The following is a 15203-nucleotide window of genomic DNA, read 5'->3' on the forward strand; positions in this document are numbered from 1 at the left end:
GGCTTCTCGAGGCCCCTCTTTTCACGGTACTGCCCTGCCGCGGGGCCCGCTCGGCACGTCGCCCCCGCCCGCGTCGTCACACCCGTGCGGGCCGCCTCGTCTCCCTGATGAGAACCCGGGGGGCGGGGCCGGCAACGACGCCGGTGTCCTGACAGACCCGCCCCCCGCTCCATGCGAAGGACACCACTGCCATGCACCTGAGCCTCCGTCCGGCCCTGGACGAGGCCGTCGGCGAGGACTGGCGGGCGGTGCACCTCACGCAGCCGGGCTCCGAGTGCCCGATGAGGCCCGCGCGGAGCTCGTCGGTCGCGGCATCGAGGTGAGCGAGGTCTTCCACGACGCCGGCGGGCTCCTCTTCCACGGCCACGGCGGCGGCGAGGTCGCACACGACCTCGCCGGGCAGGGACGGACGGCCGGGGCGCGCCCGGACCGCGCCTCGTACGGTTCGTTCGCGGTGCGCCTCCCCGGCCGTTGACACCCCGTCACCCGGTCTGCGGACCGAGCGCGTCAGGCGACGGCGACGGACCTGATGAGCAGCAGCGCGATGTCGTCGGTGCGCGGAGCGGTCCGGCGCGCGTGGTCGATCAGGTCCGTGGCGAGCAGGTCCATGGACTGGCGAGCAGCGCCGGCGACGCGGGTGGCCAGCCCGGCCATGGCGTCGTCGAGGTCGATCCCCGGGGTCTCGATGAGCCCGTCGGTGTAGAGCGCGAGGACGGTGCCGGGCTCCAGGGGGATCTCGGTGGTGGGGTAGTCCGCTTCGGGATCGATGCCGAGCAGCAGTCCGGGCGGCACGGTGAGGACCTCCGCGTGCCCGTCCGGGTGGAGCAGCACCGGTGGCGGGTGGCCGGCGGTGGCCAGGAGGGCCTGGCGCTGGACGAGGTCGAGCCGGGCGTACAGGCAGCTGACGAAGCGGCCGGGGTCCAGGTCGACCATCTGCCGGTTGGCCTGGCGCAGGGCCTCCGCCGGTGCGGCCCCGGCGACGGCCTGGGAGCGGATGGCGGGCCGGATCCGGCCCATGAGCGCGGCCGCCCTCACGTGGTGGCCCTGGACGTCGCCGATGATCGCGGCCGCCGTGGTGTCGTCGACCCTGACCAGGTCGTAGAAGTCGCCGCCGATGTCCATGCCCCGGACGCTGGGCAGATAGCGGGCGGCGACGTCGAGTCCGGGGAGATCCGGCAGCGAGTCGGGGAGCATGGCCGCCTGCAGGGCCTCCGCGAGTTCCTTGCTGGTGTCGTAGAGACGGGCGCGCTCCAGCGCCTGGGCGATCAGCCCGGCCAGCGCGGTCAGGACGGTCCGCTGGTTGCCGGAGAAGAGGTGGGGCCGGTCGAAGGCGAGTACGCACAGGCCCACGGGCCGGCCGGAGGCGATCAGCGGCAGATAGGCCCAGGCGTCCAGGCCCTCCCGGCGCGGGGCGCGGGGGTAGACATCGAGCATCTCCTCGAAGGTGGCGAAGAAGGCCGGCACACCCTCGGCGAGGGTCCCGACGGCGGCCGGGGAGGTGAACACCGCTCCCGTGAACATCTCCTTGGGGCAGGGGTTGTAGCCCCGGCAGCCGATGAACCGCAGGCGGCCGTCCTCCGGGATGAGCAGGGCCAGGGCCAGCGTCTGGGCGTGGAAGGTCGGCAGCATCTCCTCCGCGACGAGGTCGACCACGTCGCCCACGCCGAGGGCCTCGGAAAGGGCGGCGGCCAGGTGCAGCACCTGGTAGAGCTCGCCAAGGGCGATGGGCGCGCCCCTGGGCGCAGGCGAGCGGGGGCGTGCCGCGTTCCGGACGCGGCACGGACCGAGGGGGACGATGCGGACGCTCACCCCGGTGGCATCGGGGTGGAGCTCGAACGCGAGCCACCGGCCCGGCGGGACCATTGCTGTGAAGGATTCCTGCTGCCGGCTGACCACGGCCGCCCGGAAGCGGTCCTCGAAAGCGGGGTCGGCCGACCACGACAGGGCCTCCCAGGGGCGCCTGCCGAGGAGGCCGGGGACGGTCCCGCCCAGCAGGCCGGCCGCGGTCTCGCTGAGGTAGGTGAACCTGCCCTCGAGGTCAAGGGTGCCGCTGCCTCCCGGCAGGCGTGCCGCGAACTGCGCCGCGGCCAGGGCCTGTGACGGCTCCCACTCCTTGGCGGGCGGCTGCGACGCCGTCCGCGGGTAGGCCGCGGGGGTGACCGGGTGCCCGGCGTCGGCGGCGTCCCGCAGGAACCGGCCCAGGCGCCGGCAGGCGGCGCCGACCCGCTCGTGGCTGGGTGCTGGCACCTCGGCGGTGTCGCAGCACGGCCAGATCAGCAGGAGCGCTCCCCAGGCCGCGGAGCCGGTCAGGATCGGTGCCGCGGCCGCCGCGAAGTGGTACGGCATGGCGATCGCCGTGCGCGGGTAGCGATGGGCGATTTCCTGGGGCTTGCTGAGCCACACGAGCCGTCGCTCGCGCACCGCGTCGGCCACCGGTACGTGGTTGGACAGGCCCACCCCGAACCACGGCGCGAGGAAGTCCGCCGGCATGCCCGTGGCCACTTCGAGCCGCAGTGCCTCGCCCTCGGGCGCCAGCAGGAACAGCGCGCCCGCGTGGGCACCCGTGTCGCGCGCGGCGAGTTCCAGCAGCCGGTCCAGTTCCGCCCGGGACGCCGGCCCGGCGGCATGCGAGGGGCTGCTCGCACGCGCCCGGGCAGCGGCGTCGTCCGGTGAAGCGCGCATGGCTCAACCGTACGTCCGGACCTGCCGGCCCCGCCCGGGAGCCGGCCGCGTGCTCAGCCGCCGACCCGGTACCGGCTGGTGATCGCGACCCGGTTGAAGGCGTTCATCAGCGTCGCCAGCCAGGCGACCGCCGAGACCTGGTCGGCGGAGAGCACGGCCGCGGCCGCTTCGTAGTCCGCGTCGCTCACATGCCCGTCCGGGACACGCGTGATCGCCTCGGTCAGGCGCAGGGCGGCGCGGTCGGTCGCGGAGAAGTAGTCGGCCTCCTCCCATGCGGGCAGCACCGCGATGCGGTCCGGGTTCTCGCCCTTCTTGAGGGCGTCGCGCGTGTGCATCCGCAGGCAGAACGCGCAGCCGTTGATCTGGGACGTGCGGATCTTCAGCAGCTCGACCAGGAGCGGGTCCAGGCCCGCCTCGGCGGCGCTCTCCTCCACCGTCGCGGACAGCGCGAGAAGCGCCTTGTAGTTGGCCGGGTGCTGCTTTCCGATGTTGACGCGCTGCTGCTCGGTCATGGGTGTCTCCTCCTGATGTCGCCTGTGGGGTCAGCCTTGTCGAGGGTTCGCCGTCACGCACGGCGGCTTGCCTCCTGTGCGCCGGTTCGGACGTGCGCGATCTTCTCCGGGTTGAGGACCCTGCGGTACGCGGTGATCAGGCCGTCCTCGATCTCCACCGTGTCCACCGAGAAGACCCGGCCCGCGCGGCGGTGCACGAGGGCCGGCTCGCCGCCGACCTCGACCAGGTCGATGCGGTCCGAACGCGGACCGCAGCAGCACGCCCACCATCAGCCGGGCGATGCGCCCACCGCCGTGGACGACCCTGCGCGCGGTGCCGACCCTGCCGCCGCCGTCGGTGACGTACACGGCCTCAGGGTGCAGGAGCCGCACCAGCCCGGCCAGGTCCCCGGCCTCGTACGCGGCGCGGAACGCGGCGAGCAGCCGCTCCCGCTCCGCCCGGGACGCCTGGGGTGCGGACCGCCTCGCCCCGGCCACCTTCCGCCGCGCCCGCGAGGCGAGCTGGCGGGCGGCCGGCCCGGAGGTGTCCAGCACGTCGGCGATCCGGCTGAACTCGATGCCGAAGACGTCGTGGAGGATGAAGGCCACCCGCTCCGGCGGGCTCAGTTCCTCCATGACCAGGAGCATCGCCGACCCGACGGACTCGTCGACGAGCACCGCCTCCGACGCGTCCGGTCCCGTCAGCAGCGGAGCGGGCAGCCAGGGACCCACATAGGTCTCCCTGCGGACGCGTGCGGACTTCAGGATGTCGTACGACCGCCGGGCGGCGACCGTGACCAGCCAGGCCCGGAGATCGCCTATGCCGGACAGATCCGCTCCCGCCGCCCGCAGCCACACGTCCTGGGCCACGTCCTCGGCATCGGCCACGCTCCCCAGCAGGCGGTACGCCACCCCGAAGACGGCGGGCCGGTGTGTCTCCCACTCGGCCTCGAGCACCTCGGGCTGCCTGGGCGTACGCGTGACACTCATGCTGACGTAACCTCCTTCACCCCCACAGCCGGCGAAATCGAGATGTTTACTGTCCTGAATCATGCTGCAGTCATGTTGCGGGAGGGCGGAGTGGCCCCGCCCGGGGAGAGGTGGTTCAGTCGCGCCCGAACCCGCCGCGCACGTACGAGCCCACCGCGGGAGCGTGCGCTTCGGCCTCAGCCCGCACATCGGCCAGGCTCTGTGCGGCCAGCGCCTTCCGCCAGGCCAGCTCCGCCCGCCCCATGGCGGTGTTCACCGCACATGGGCGGCTGAAGCCCCCGGCCGGCACCCGCTCGCCGATGGTGCCGCAGCGGCGGATCTCCGCGCAGCGGAACAGGGGGTCGTCGCCCTCGACGGCGAGGACCACGTCCAGCATCGATACCGCCTCCAGCGGGCGGGCCAGCCGGAAGCCGCCCCGCGCGCCCGGCACGGATTCCAGCAGCCCCGCCTTGACGAGTTGCTGGAGCTGCTTGTTCAGGTAGGACGCCGACAGATCGTGGACGGCGGCCAGCCGCGCGGTCGGGACCGGCTCGCCGTCCCCGAGCCACGCGAGGTTGAGCAGTGTGTGCACCGCCCACTCGACGCCCTTGCCTGTTCGCATATCTGGATAGTAAACGTCCGGATATGGCACGTCAAAGCCCGCGGCTCCCTGCGGCGCGCCTCACAGGACGCCACGTTTCGCGGCGGGCGGGTTCGTCGGGACCGGTCGTCCGGAGGCACGCGGGGGGCGCTCGCGGTACCCGGACACCGCGAGACCGGTGGCGCGGAGCGTGCCCGCCGTGCCCGCGACGATGGTGAGGACGGCGGTCGGCGGCATGTGCTCACCCGCCCGGGTAGTGCCGACCGCACAACCGCAAGGTCCGCGCGGCATGGCACCGCGCGGGCGCGGGAGTGCCGGTCGGTTCGCAGGGGGGACGGCGGAACGCGACGGAAGCCGGTGCCGCGGGGTGTGCGCGGCACCGGCTCCGGGCGTCACCTCAGGCCGAAGGCCCGGATGACGGTCTGCGCGACCGATCCCCCGGTGCGTGCCGTGGCGGTGGTGCGCAGCGACACGAACGCGGCCGAGGAGGGGGCGTGCAGGGTGGTGCGCCAGGTTCCCTGACGTTCCCTCAGGTCCTGGCGGCGCCAGGACGCTCCGCCGTCGTAGGAGACCTCGAGCCGGACCGAGGAGACCGCGTCCTTCGCGGACGTGCCGAGCACCGAGGGGGTGATGGAGACCTCCCCCGCGCGGTGCGCCCTGCCCGCGGCGTCGAGGTCCGTGCCGTAGTCGAGTTGCACCAGCGGTACGGTCCCGGACTGCGCCTTGCCCGAGACGAAGTCCCACTCCGTGCGGGTCTTCGACGAGTACGGGCTCAGCACCGGATCACCGGCCGTGTCGACGACGAGCCGGTACGGCAGCGACTCGGCCGGCAGGTCGAAGGCGTTGACGTAGGCGCTGTCCGTCGTCAGCAAGGTGGTGCCGCCCTGGAGCAGCGAGGTGCGCGTGGTCATCGTCTCGCTTCCCGCGGAACCCGTGTGCGGGGCTCCGGAGTCGCTCCAGCCGTTGACGACCAGCGAGAGCGAGGTGTCGTCGCGCACCTGGGAGTCGCTGCCGGACATGCGGGGCCGCAGGACCGGGCCGAGCCAGCGCTCCCGCTGGACGCTGCCCTGCCGGTAGGACGTGGGGCTGTTCGTCGCGCCCACCCAGCCGGTGACCGACGCGGTCTGCTGCCAGGTGGCGTCCTCCCCCGCGGTCACCCAGTCGGTGCGCCGTCCGGGGGCCATGGGCTCGAGGCCGAAGGAGTATCCCGTGGCCCACTCGTACGCCGGGAAGTCCGTCCGGCGCTCCAGGGCCTGCTTGCCCTGGGGCTGGGCGAAGTCGAGGTCGATACGTGCCAGTCGGTCCGGGTCCGCGTGGTAGGCCACGTCCTTGGGCACGGCGCCCGCGTGGTACTTGACCAGGTCGTACACGTAGGAGGGGGAGGGGTGCGCCGCCACCCGGAGCCGCACCCGGTGCTCGCGCGCCGCGGCGATCCGGGCGATCAGTGCCTCGCCCTCGTCCTTGCCCACCGAGACGACGGGCACGTCGACGGCGGCGCTGTAGTCCGGTTCCCCGTACCACTCGGCGAGTCGCCCCACCCCGTCGTTGACCACGAGCAGCAGCCTCGCTCCGGCCGCCTTCGCGGCCGATGCCTGCTCCGAGGGCGCGACCTCGGCGCTGTGGCGGACCACGGCGACCTTGCCGCGGACCGCCGCCTTCGCGAAGTCCTGGGGCGAACCGGCCCCGGCGAACACCGCGTCCAGGGTCGACGTGCCGTCGGGAAGGACGGCGCTTCCGTCCTGGGCGAGGGCGTCGTCGATCCTCGCGCCGTCGTAGGACAGGTCGAGCGGCGTCTGCTGGGCCCGCAGGCGGGTGGCGAACACGAAACTGCCGTGCCGCACCTTGGCACCGGTCGGCTGGGCCCAGACGCTGTCGTAGCCCCGGCCGACGACCACGTTCTCACGCATCGCGCCGTAGTCGTCCGGGCCCGGCTCGGTGGAGGTGAAGGAGCGGAAGAAGTCCAGCCTGGTGTTCACCAGCGTGCTGGCCTTCGGTGTGACGGCCCGTACCTGGTGGGCCTTGGATGCGTCCAGGTCGACCCGCCGGTCCGTGGTCAGGTCCACCTCGGGGGCGCTCAGCAGGGCGATGCCCCGGGAGTCGGGGCCGTGGGTGCCCTGGACGTCCGCGTACGACACCACCGTGTAGGTGTCGGCCGGCAGACGCAGGGTCAGTTCTCCGCTCGCGGGGATCTCGTACGCGGTGGTGGACCTGCTGAGGGCGCCCTTGAGGTGGATCCAGCCGCCCATGGGCCTGCCCGCGCGGTCCTTCATGCCGATGCCGAGGTCGTAGCGCTCCGGCTCGAGGCCGACGCCGGTGACCGTGTGGGCGACCGCCGCGCCGTCGGCGTCGCGGGCGACGACCTGGGCGGTGTGGTTGCCCCGCGCGAGGCCGGCCGGGTCGGTGGCGACCTCGACGGCGGTGCTGCCGTGGGCCGGTACGGTGACCTCGTCGGCGGAGAGGGTGAACACGCCGGCGTCGGAGGCGCCCGCCTCCACCGCGAGCCGCAACGTCACTGGCTCGTCACCGGAGTTGGTGTAGGTGACCTCCTGCCTGACGGGGCCGGTGCTCCCGTTCGGCCACGGGAGGAAGCGGAAGGCCGATCCGGTGGCGGTGACCCGGGCGCGGACCGCGGCCGCCACGTCGACGCGCCCCGAACCGCCCTGGTACGCGGTCAGGTACGGCGTCGGCCTGCTGGTGCTCATCAGGGCGTCCTTCAGCCGGGCGGCCGGCCAGTCGGGATGCCTCTGCGCCAGCAGGACCGCGGCGCCGGTGACGTGCGGGGCGGCCATCGACGTCCCGCTCATCGTCGTGTAGGGGCCCTCCCCCTGGTCGGCGTACTGCGACCGGGCGGCCAGGACGTTCACTCCGGGGGCCGTGAGGTCGGGCTTGAGGCCCTCGTCGCCGACACGCGGTCCGACGCTGGAGAAGTTCGCGAGGTCGTCGGAGGCGCCGACCGCGCCCACGGTCAGTGCGGCGTCGGCGGCGGCCGGGGAACCGACGGTGTACGGCGTGGCCCCGCGGCCGCTGTTGCCGGCGGAGACGACGAACAGCGTGCCGGTCTCGGCGCTGAGGGCGTTCAGGCTCCGGCTCATCAGGTCCGTGCCGTCGCTGGGCTCGGCGCTGCCGAGGCTCATGTTGACGACCTTGGCGTGCTCCGTGCGCGCGGCCCACTCCATGCCGCCGATGACCCAGGACTCCTGTCCCTCGCCGCGGTTGCCGAGCACCTTGCCGACCACCAGGTCGGCGCCGGGGGCGACACCCTTCTCCTTGCCGTCCGACGCAGCGCCGGTGCCGGCGACGGTGGAGGAGACATGGGTCCCGTGGCCGCTGCGGTCCGGCACGTCCTGGTCGGGGACGAAGCTGCGGGTGCCGACGATCCGGTCCTTCAGATCCGGGTGCCCGGGGTCGACGCCGGTGTCCAGCACGGCGACCTTGACGCCGTCGCCGGTGTCGCCCGACTCCCAGACCTGCGGGGCTCCGATCTGGGCCGTGGTGTCGGCGAGCGCGGCCTTCGTCCTGCCGTCCAGCCAGATCTTGCCGATGCCGCCGGTGAACGGCGGGGCCGCGGCGGCCCGTCGGGACCCGGTGTCCTGCCCGGAGGGGCGGGTGCCGCCCGCGGTGAGCGCGGCCCAGGCGTCCGCGGCCTGCGACCGCTCGGCCGCGACCGCGGCACCGTCGACGGAGGGAAGCTCGCGACGGGTCTGCGCACCGGGCAGGGCGGCGGCGCCGCGGCGGAGGGCGGCGGAGTTCCCGCCGGTGATGATCAGGGGCAGCCGCGGGGCGCGCGCGTCGTCGTAGCCCTGCGCGATCAGCGCGGTGACGTTGAAGAGCCGCTTGTCGAGGCGGTCCGCGGCCACGTACGCGAGCGCGTCGTCCGGGTAGACATAGGTGTCGCCTCCCTCCGTGACGATCCGCACCGAACCCGAGGCCCCGGGACGACGCTCGACGCTGAGCGTGTCACGCCCGCCTCCGGTCCCCGGGGTGACGACGACCTTGTCCCCGGTGACGAGGGTCACCGTTCTCACCGGGCCGCCCGCGGGGGCCGGCGGCCCCTCCGGCGGCGCGGCGGACGCGGCAGCCCCCGCCGACGCGGGACTCAGGAGCGTGATGAGTACGGCGGACGCGGTGCCCAGAGCCGCCAAGCCCGTTCTTCGAGCCGTGGAGAGCAACACTGTTCCTCCTTGCGATTTCCTGGGCGAATACGATCACATCCTTGAGATTTCGAAAAGATCTTGACAGATTCCAACAGAGGGGCAGGACGAGCGGGTTGCGGCACCGCGCCGGGGGACGCATCCGGTGCCGGGACCGGGCGCGGACCGGTGCCCGGGGCGAGGCGCCGTCGGCCCGCCCCGGGCACCGGGGTCAGTCGCCGACGCGGGGCGGGGTGCGGGTGCCGTGCACCCGCTCGGCGTGAGCGGCGTAGGCGTGCCGTGCGGCGCCCGTCAGCCCCGAGCGCTGCGGCTCGGGCAGTTCGGCGAGCAGCGCCTCGACGACCTCCGGGTCCGCCTCGTACATCGCCATCCCCAGGGCCAGCGGCAACGTCTCCTGCGGGGTCCTGGCCATCCCGTGCTCTCCGAGTTGCCGCCACTCGGCCGCCGTGACGTACCGCTCGGCGAGCGGGAGTATCTCCTTCTCCTCCAGCGCCAGGTGCTCCAGGAGCGCGGGCAGCAAGCGGTCGAGGGCGTCCGCGAGCCGCCCGCCGTCGAGCGCGTCGGCTCGCCACCCCGGCAGCAGCCCGGTCACCTCGCCGTAGGCCTCCTCGATGGCGGCGTGCTGCTCCTCCATCGTGGGCACGATGGCCGTCGCCCGGTCGCCCGCGCGCTCCAGCAGCCGCGGCCAGAGCAACAGGTCCTCGCCCTCGTGGTGCAGGTGCAGGACGGAGCACACCTGCTCGGCGTGGGCACCGACCGTCTCCGCGCGCTCCACGTCACCCGGCGCGACGTCGCGCACCAACCGGGGCAGGAGGCGGAACTCCCGGCGCAGCATGGTGTGCGCCATGTACATGTCCCGGACGTCCGCCATGGGCTCGCTCACCGGAGTCACTTGATACCTCACTTGCCGTGGCCCCCTTCGGGAACCACTGTCGGTGGGCCGCCGCCCCGGTCGGGTCGGCGGCCCGGGATCGACCGGTCGGTCAGAGGGAGCCGCCGGGCTTGAGGGCCGCGGCGATGCGCGTCACGCGGCCGCCGAGGTAACGGGCGGCCTCGAGACGGCTGGGGTCCGGCAGGTCGGCGCCGTTGTTGGACGGGTGCGACGGGCCGTAGGGGTTGCCGCCGGCGGCGAAGAGCAGCGGGTCGGTGTAACCGGGGGCCGCGATCAGGCCGCCCCAGTGGTAGAAGGTGTTGTTCATCGCGAGGATCGTGCTCTCCTGGCCGCCGTGGGCGTTCGCCGCGGAGGTGAAGGAGGCGTAGACCTTGTCGGCGAGCTTGCCCTGCGCCCACAGGCCACCGGTCTGGTCCAGGAACTGCTTGAGCTGCGCGGCCGGCAGGCCGTAGCGGGTCGGGGAGCCGAACAGCACCGCGTCCGCCCAGTCGAGGTCGTCGAGCTCGGCCTGGGGGATCTCCTGCGAGGTGCGGTGGTTCTCGGCCCACACCGGGTTGCTGTTGATCGCGGCCTCGGGCGCGAGTTCCGCCACGCGGCGCAGCCGGACCTCGGCCCCCTCCTTCTGTGCGCCTTCGGCGATCGCCTGCGCCAGGCTGCGCACGGATCCGGTGGCCGAGTAATAGATGATGGCGACGCGTGTCACGTCTTCACTCCTTGCTGCGGGAATGCCGCTGCTCCCCTGGGCGCGGATCGGCGAAGGCGCCGTGGGGAGGCCGGCACGAGGTTCTGAACTCGTGCTCAGCACCGTAACGGAACGTGCGTACGCAAGCAACTACTCCTTTCGCACCCGTTCGATCACCCTGTGCACGCATTTGCGGGTGCAAGCACTTCGTGATTTCATCGCTCGCGCACGCAGTTGTACGCTCCTGAGGCGCAGCTCTCGCCTCCGGGCCGCGCGACGACCGTGCCGTGTCCCCCGGTGTGCCGGTCCTCTTGTGTCCCCCGGCGCTCCGAGCCGGACCGGAACCGGCAGAACCGGCCGGAGGGTCACCGGCAGACGGCCGGCACACGCCGATCCCCGCCGGGCATCACCTGGGACTCCGCGAGCACCCCGGCCAGGACAGTCAGGACACCCGCATGACCCTCGAAGCTCCCCTGGACTCCGACGAGGAGCGCTTCTGGCGTGCCCTGATGCGGGTCGTCGTCGCACTGCCGAAGGCACTGGACGACGACCTCCTCAAGGCGACCGGACTGACGCTCTCCGAGTACACGGTGCTGATGCACCTGTCCGAGGCTGATGGCGGCGAACTGCGCATCAGCGACCTCGCGTCATCGACGGCCCTGTCCCTCAGCCGCATCTCGCGCGTGGTGAACTCGCTCCAGGCGCGCGGCTGGGTGGGGAAAAGGCGGCACGACCACGACGCCCGGGGGTGGGTGACGGGCCTGACGGGCGAGGGCCTGCGCCGCCTGGAGTCGGCCTACCCGGCGCTGCTGCTGAGTGCCCGCCGCCGCGTCGTCGATCATGTCGACTGCGACGCGGCGGCGATGACGGTGGATCAGATCCGGCGGATCGCGTCCGTGCTGGAGTGAGGCGGGCCCCCGCGCGGCCCGGCCGCGCCGCGTGAATCGGTGCGCGTCATTCGGTGCGCGTCATTCGGTGCGCGGCGGACGGCGCAGCAGGAACACCCCCACGGCGGCCGACACCAGAATGACGTACATCGCGAAGGCCACCCCCGCGTCCCGCAGCCCGAGCGCGAGGGTGAGGGCTCCGACGCCGACCACCGGTACGGAGATGCCGACGTAGGCGACGACGAAGAAGGCCGAGATCGTCGCACCGCGGTGCTCGTCGGGGGCCACCGCGCTCACGCCGGTGAGACCGGCGCGGAACGACATGCCCTGCCCGAGGCCGCCGACCAGGGCGCCCACGACCAGCACCGGCAGGGACTCCACCGCCAGCGAGACCGCGACCAGGGCCATGCCGGTCGTCAGCACCAGGCACCCGGCCGGCAGTGCGCGCCGGACGCCCAGGCGGCCCATCAGCATCTGACCGGCGGTGGAGGCGCAGAACACGGAGAAGACGACGAGGCCGGTGACGGCCAGATTGTGCTCGCCCAGCGTCAGGGCGAGGAAGCTCGGCGCCACCGCGGTGAACAGGCCGAGCATGGAGAAGCCGGCGAACGCGGCCAATCCGGCCGGCACGAAGGCCGCGCGTGTCTGCGGCGGGACGACCATGCCCTGCGGGCGCAGCGGCGGACGCGGGCTGCGGACCGCCACCGTCTCGGGCAGGGTGCGCGTGACGGCGAACGCCGCCAGCAGCAGGGCGATGTGTGCCACGAAGGGCAGCCGCAGAGGCCACGGCGCGTACTGCGCCAGGATTCCCGAAAGCAGCGGCCCGCACCCCAGGCCGCCCATGTTGGCGGCGGTGGCCGCGAGTCCCGCCCGCGCGCGCAGGCCGGGGGGCGCGAGTTCGAGTACGGCGGCCGTCCCGGCGCCGCTGAGCAGTCCGGCGGAGAAGCCCGACAGCAGACGCCCCGCGAACAGCAGCGGCAGGCCGTTCTGGAACAGGAAGCACACCGCGCTCAGCAGCGACAGCCCCAGCGCGGTCAGCAGCACCGGGCGCCTGCCGAGGACGTCCGAGAAGTCGCCGGCGACCAGCAGGGCGGCGATCACTCCGATCGCGTAGACCGCGAAGACGACCGTGACGACCAGTTCGGAGAACCCGATCTCCTCCCGGTAGAGGCCGTAGAGCGGGGTCGGCAGGGTGGTCCCGGCCATACCGACCGCGAAGACACCGGCCGCCGCGACGTACGCGCTCCGTGCACCGCGCTCCCCGGGCGCTTGCTTGATCACGACTGCCACGTTAGCTGACGGGCCGTCGGATCCATCGCGACGAGCCCGCCGGGCGGGCCGTGGTCGCGGGAGGCGAAATCCTTGGCCCCGGGGACGGTGACGTGCGAAGCTGCCGGGCCATGAACCGAACCCCCGGCCCCCGCCTGGACGCACAGACCATCGACCGTGCGGCCGGGGTGCTGCTCGGCGCGGCGGTGGGTGACGCGCTGGGTGTGCCGTACGAGTTCAGGGCGACGCTGCGTGAGGACCAGCAGCCGGGCATGATCGGCGGCGGCCTGGGTCCGTACGAGCCGGGCGAGTACTCCGACGACACCCAGATGCAGGTCTGCGTCGCCCGGGTGGCGGCGACCGGGGCGGACCTGCGCCGCCCCGACGCCCTGGACGCGATCGCCGCCGGCTTCCAGGGCTGGCTGAGCGAAGGCGCCAGCGACGTCGGCAACCAGACCCGTACCGTTCTGGGCACCGCCGGACGGCTGCCCGGAAGCCCCGCGGAAGCACTGCGGGAGGCCGCGCGCCGGTACGCCGCGGGGCACCGGCTCACCGCGGGGAACGGCTCGTTGATGCGGACCGGGATCGTGGTACTCGCGCACCTCGGCGACCCCGCCGCGATGGCCGAGGCCGCCACCGCCGTCAGCGCACTCACCCACCCCGACCCCGACTGCGCCGACGCCTGCGTCCTGTGGTGCTCCGGCATCCGCACCGCCGTACTGCACGGCACCTTCGACGGCGTACACGACGGCCTCGAACTCCTCCCGCCCGAACGCCGGCAGACATGGGCCGAGCGACTGGACGAGGCACAGACCCACCCACCGCACCACTTCACCAACAACGGCTGGGTCGTCCACGCCCTCCAAGCCGCCTGGTCCGCCATCACCCGCACCACCGTCCCCCAACTGAACCCCACCCAAGGCCACTTCCCCGCCCAACACCTGCGCCACGCCCTGGAAGCGGCCGTGCGCGCCGGCACGGACACCGACACCGTCGCAGCGATCACCGGCGCCCTGCTCGGCGCACACTGGGGCTGCTCCGGCATCCCCCTGGACTGGCAACAGGCCGTCCACGGCTGGCCGGGCCTGACCGCCCCGGACCTCGTCCGGCTGGCGGTCCTCACCGCCCGGAGCGGGAACGACGACAACACCGGCTGGCCCTCGGCACCACGCCTGCCGACCGGCAGCCACGCCGGCTTCGCCGTCCCCCACCCGCACGACCCCGGAGTGCTGCTGGGCGCCCCGGGCACCGAGCCGGTCCCGGTCGGGGCCGTGGTGTCGCTGTGCCGGCCGGGGACCCCTGCGGACCCGCCCGGTGCCGGCGTGGAGCACATACGGGTGTGGCTGCCGGGCGGTCCGGGAGGCGACGCCGGCCACCCCTATGTGCTGGACCAGGCCGCCCGCCAGGTACTGCGGCTGCGCCGGGAGGGCAAGCCGGTCCTGCTCCACTCGGCCGCCGGGCCGACCGGGGCGTCCGCCGTCGCCGCCGTCTACGGCATCTGATCGGCGGCGTGCCGGACGGGTCGCCCCCGGTGCCGGACCACCCCGAACTGCGCGACGCGGTCCGGCTGCTGACCTCGGCGCCCGCCCCTGACGCCCCGTACGACGCCGGTACCCCCGCGACGCCCCTACCGGCGGCGCGCACCGCCGCCCCGCAGGAGGACGTCGCCGACGACGAAGGCACCGAGGAGCAGCCGGAGCTCGACAGGGAGCGCCCGCGGCTGCGGGAGGAGGCCCTGCCCCGGGTGCGCGGACTGCTGCTCGGTCTGGCTCTCGGCGACACTCTGGGCAGCGCCCGTGATGCGCTGCCGGACCGCGGCCCGCTGCTCGCGGGAGCCGGCGCCCGGTCGGCCTGCCTGACGGTCGAGGGCATCATCCGCGCCACTGGTGGCCTCCCGTCGGCCGTGCGGAACGCCGACGGCGGCTGGGTGGCCCTCCCAGGGGACGAGGCCCCCGATCCGGACGACCCGCGCAACCGGCGCCCCGTACCGGCCGAGGCGCGCGGCACGGAAGCGGCGCTTCTCGTCTCCGCCCTCCCCGTCGCCGTCACCGGAGCCGTGCACGGTCCGGCGCAGGCGGCCGCAAGGGCACGGGAGATCGCCGCCCACCCGGCGGCGGCGCACGCGGCCGTGCTGCTCCACCACTGCCTGACCGGCGCCGTGGACGTCCAGGAACCCCTGTTCGCCGAGCAGTCGCAGGTGCACATCGCCCTGCGGGCCGGTCTGGACGCCCTCGGTGACCCCGGCGGCACCGGCCATCTGCACACCGCGTTCCAGCAGGCCGCCGACGACCCGGCCGACCCGCGACGGCTCGCGGCTCTCGCCCCGGACGCCACCGCGCTCTCGGCACTGCGCGGCGCCCTCTACTGCGCCGCCTCCCTCCCGCACCGGCACCAGGTCGTCGAGGCACTGCGCCTCGCCGCCGCGGCGCCTGCCGGAGCGTCCGTCGCCTGTGTCACCGGCGCCCTGCTCGGGGCGGCGCACGGCGCGCGGGCCCTGCCCGCCGGCCTGACCGGACGCCACGAACTCGCCCCGGTCCTGGACGCCCTCGCCCACGGCCTCGTCGCCGCGTACAGCTGAT

13 protein-coding genes are annotated in these 15203 nt (G+C 73.9%); 4 read left to right on the top strand and 9 right to left on the bottom strand.

Annotation, left to right across the window (positions count from 1 at the left end; genetic code table 11):
• Positions 1 to 274: 274 nt before the first annotated feature.
• The gene (locus tag OIE69_RS03515) at positions 275 to 475 is read left to right on the top strand and encodes a hypothetical protein (protein WP_326570441.1); all 201 of its coding nucleotides are present in this window, start codon (positions 275 to 277) and stop codon (positions 473 to 475) included.
• A gap of 32 nt (positions 476 to 507) precedes the next feature.
• Here OIE69_RS03515 and OIE69_RS03520 read toward each other — a convergent pair whose 3' ends face one another.
• The 8 genes from OIE69_RS03520 to wrbA form a co-directional block, all read right to left on the bottom strand.
• Positions 508 to 2682: a SpoIIE family protein phosphatase gene (locus OIE69_RS03520; RefSeq protein ID WP_326570442.1), complete on the bottom strand. Its 2175-nt coding sequence runs from the start codon at positions 2680 to 2682 to the stop codon at positions 508 to 510.
• Between the two features lie 53 nt (positions 2683 to 2735).
• The gene (locus OIE69_RS03525; protein ID WP_326570443.1) at positions 2736 to 3194 is read right to left on the bottom strand and encodes a carboxymuconolactone decarboxylase family protein; all 459 of its coding nucleotides are present in this window, start codon (positions 3192 to 3194) and stop codon (positions 2736 to 2738) included.
• A 30-nt stretch (positions 3195 to 3224) separates the two neighbouring features.
• Complete coding sequence (locus OIE69_RS03530) at positions 3225 to 4163, bottom strand: sigma-70 family RNA polymerase sigma factor (protein WP_326570444.1); 939 nt, start codon at positions 4161 to 4163, stop codon at positions 3225 to 3227.
• Between the two features lie 115 nt (positions 4164 to 4278).
• Positions 4279 to 4764, bottom strand: a complete 486-nt coding sequence (locus tag OIE69_RS03535) for an RrF2 family transcriptional regulator (protein ID WP_089228161.1) — start codon at positions 4762 to 4764, stop codon at positions 4279 to 4281.
• A gap of 60 nt (positions 4765 to 4824) precedes the next feature.
• A complete protein-coding gene (locus OIE69_RS03540; RefSeq protein WP_326570445.1) occupies positions 4825 to 4980 on the bottom strand; it encodes a hypothetical protein in 156 nt (51 codons plus the stop codon).
• A 155-nt stretch (positions 4981 to 5135) separates the two neighbouring features.
• Positions 5136 to 8759, bottom strand: coding sequence for a S8 family serine peptidase (locus OIE69_RS03545; protein WP_326570446.1), 3624 nt, complete (start codon positions 8757 to 8759; stop codon positions 5136 to 5138).
• Between the two features lie 346 nt (positions 8760 to 9105).
• Complete coding sequence (locus OIE69_RS03550) at positions 9106 to 9777, bottom strand: hemerythrin domain-containing protein (protein WP_326570447.1); 672 nt, start codon at positions 9775 to 9777, stop codon at positions 9106 to 9108.
• A 100-nt stretch (positions 9778 to 9877) separates the two neighbouring features.
• The gene (gene wrbA / locus OIE69_RS03555; RefSeq protein ID WP_326570448.1) at positions 9878 to 10489 is read right to left on the bottom strand and encodes an NAD(P)H:quinone oxidoreductase; all 612 of its coding nucleotides are present in this window, start codon (positions 10487 to 10489) and stop codon (positions 9878 to 9880) included.
• A gap of 434 nt (positions 10490 to 10923) precedes the next feature.
• On the opposite strand from wrbA, the gene OIE69_RS03560 reads away from it, so the two are divergent.
• Positions 10924 to 11376 (top strand): MarR family winged helix-turn-helix transcriptional regulator, encoded by a 453-nt coding sequence (locus OIE69_RS03560; protein WP_326570449.1) that lies wholly within the window; start codon positions 10924 to 10926, stop codon positions 11374 to 11376.
• A 60-nt stretch (positions 11377 to 11436) separates the two neighbouring features.
• Here OIE69_RS03560 and OIE69_RS03565 read toward each other — a convergent pair whose 3' ends face one another.
• Complete coding sequence (locus tag OIE69_RS03565; RefSeq protein WP_455550601.1) at positions 11437 to 12633, bottom strand: MFS transporter; 1197 nt, start codon at positions 12631 to 12633, stop codon at positions 11437 to 11439.
• Positions 12634 to 12755: 122 nt separating this feature from the next.
• Here OIE69_RS03565 and OIE69_RS03570 point away from each other — a divergent pair, with 122 nt between their 5' ends.
• Together OIE69_RS03570 and OIE69_RS03575 are read left to right on the top strand one after the other, a co-directional pair.
• Positions 12756 to 14126, top strand: coding sequence for an ADP-ribosylglycohydrolase family protein (locus OIE69_RS03570; RefSeq protein ID WP_326570450.1), 1371 nt, complete (start codon positions 12756 to 12758; stop codon positions 14124 to 14126).
• Positions 14127 to 14134: 8 nt separating this feature from the next.
• Positions 14135 to 15202, top strand: a complete 1068-nt coding sequence (locus OIE69_RS03575) for a hypothetical protein (protein WP_326570451.1) — start codon at positions 14135 to 14137, stop codon at positions 15200 to 15202.
• The last annotated feature ends 1 nt before the right edge of the window (position 15203 follow it).

The sequence above is a fragment of the Actinacidiphila glaucinigra genome (assembly GCF_035918135.1).
In the GTDB taxonomy this organism is placed as follows: Bacteria; Actinomycetota; Actinomycetes; order Streptomycetales; family Streptomycetaceae; genus Actinacidiphila; species Actinacidiphila glaucinigra.

Coding starts and splice junctions, on each gene's coding strand:
- OIE69_RS03560 (WP_326570449.1), top strand. CDS start 10,924: ATGACCCTCGAAGCTCCCCTGGACTCCGACGAGGAGCGCTTCTGGCGT.
- OIE69_RS03530 (WP_326570444.1), bottom strand. CDS start 4,163: ATGAGTGTCACGCGTACGCCCAGGCAGCCCGAGGTGCTCGAGGCCGAG.
- OIE69_RS03570 (WP_326570450.1), top strand. CDS start 12,756: ATGAACCGAACCCCCGGCCCCCGCCTGGACGCACAGACCATCGACCGT.
- OIE69_RS03540 (WP_326570445.1), bottom strand. CDS start 4,980: ATGCCGCCGACCGCCGTCCTCACCATCGTCGCGGGCACGGCGGGCACG.
- OIE69_RS03535 (WP_089228161.1), bottom strand. CDS start 4,764: ATGCGAACAGGCAAGGGCGTCGAGTGGGCGGTGCACACACTGCTCAAC.
- OIE69_RS03520 (WP_326570442.1), bottom strand. CDS start 2,682: ATGCGCGCTTCACCGGACGACGCCGCTGCCCGGGCGCGTGCGAGCAGC.
- OIE69_RS03525 (WP_326570443.1), bottom strand. CDS start 3,194: ATGACCGAGCAGCAGCGCGTCAACATCGGAAAGCAGCACCCGGCCAAC.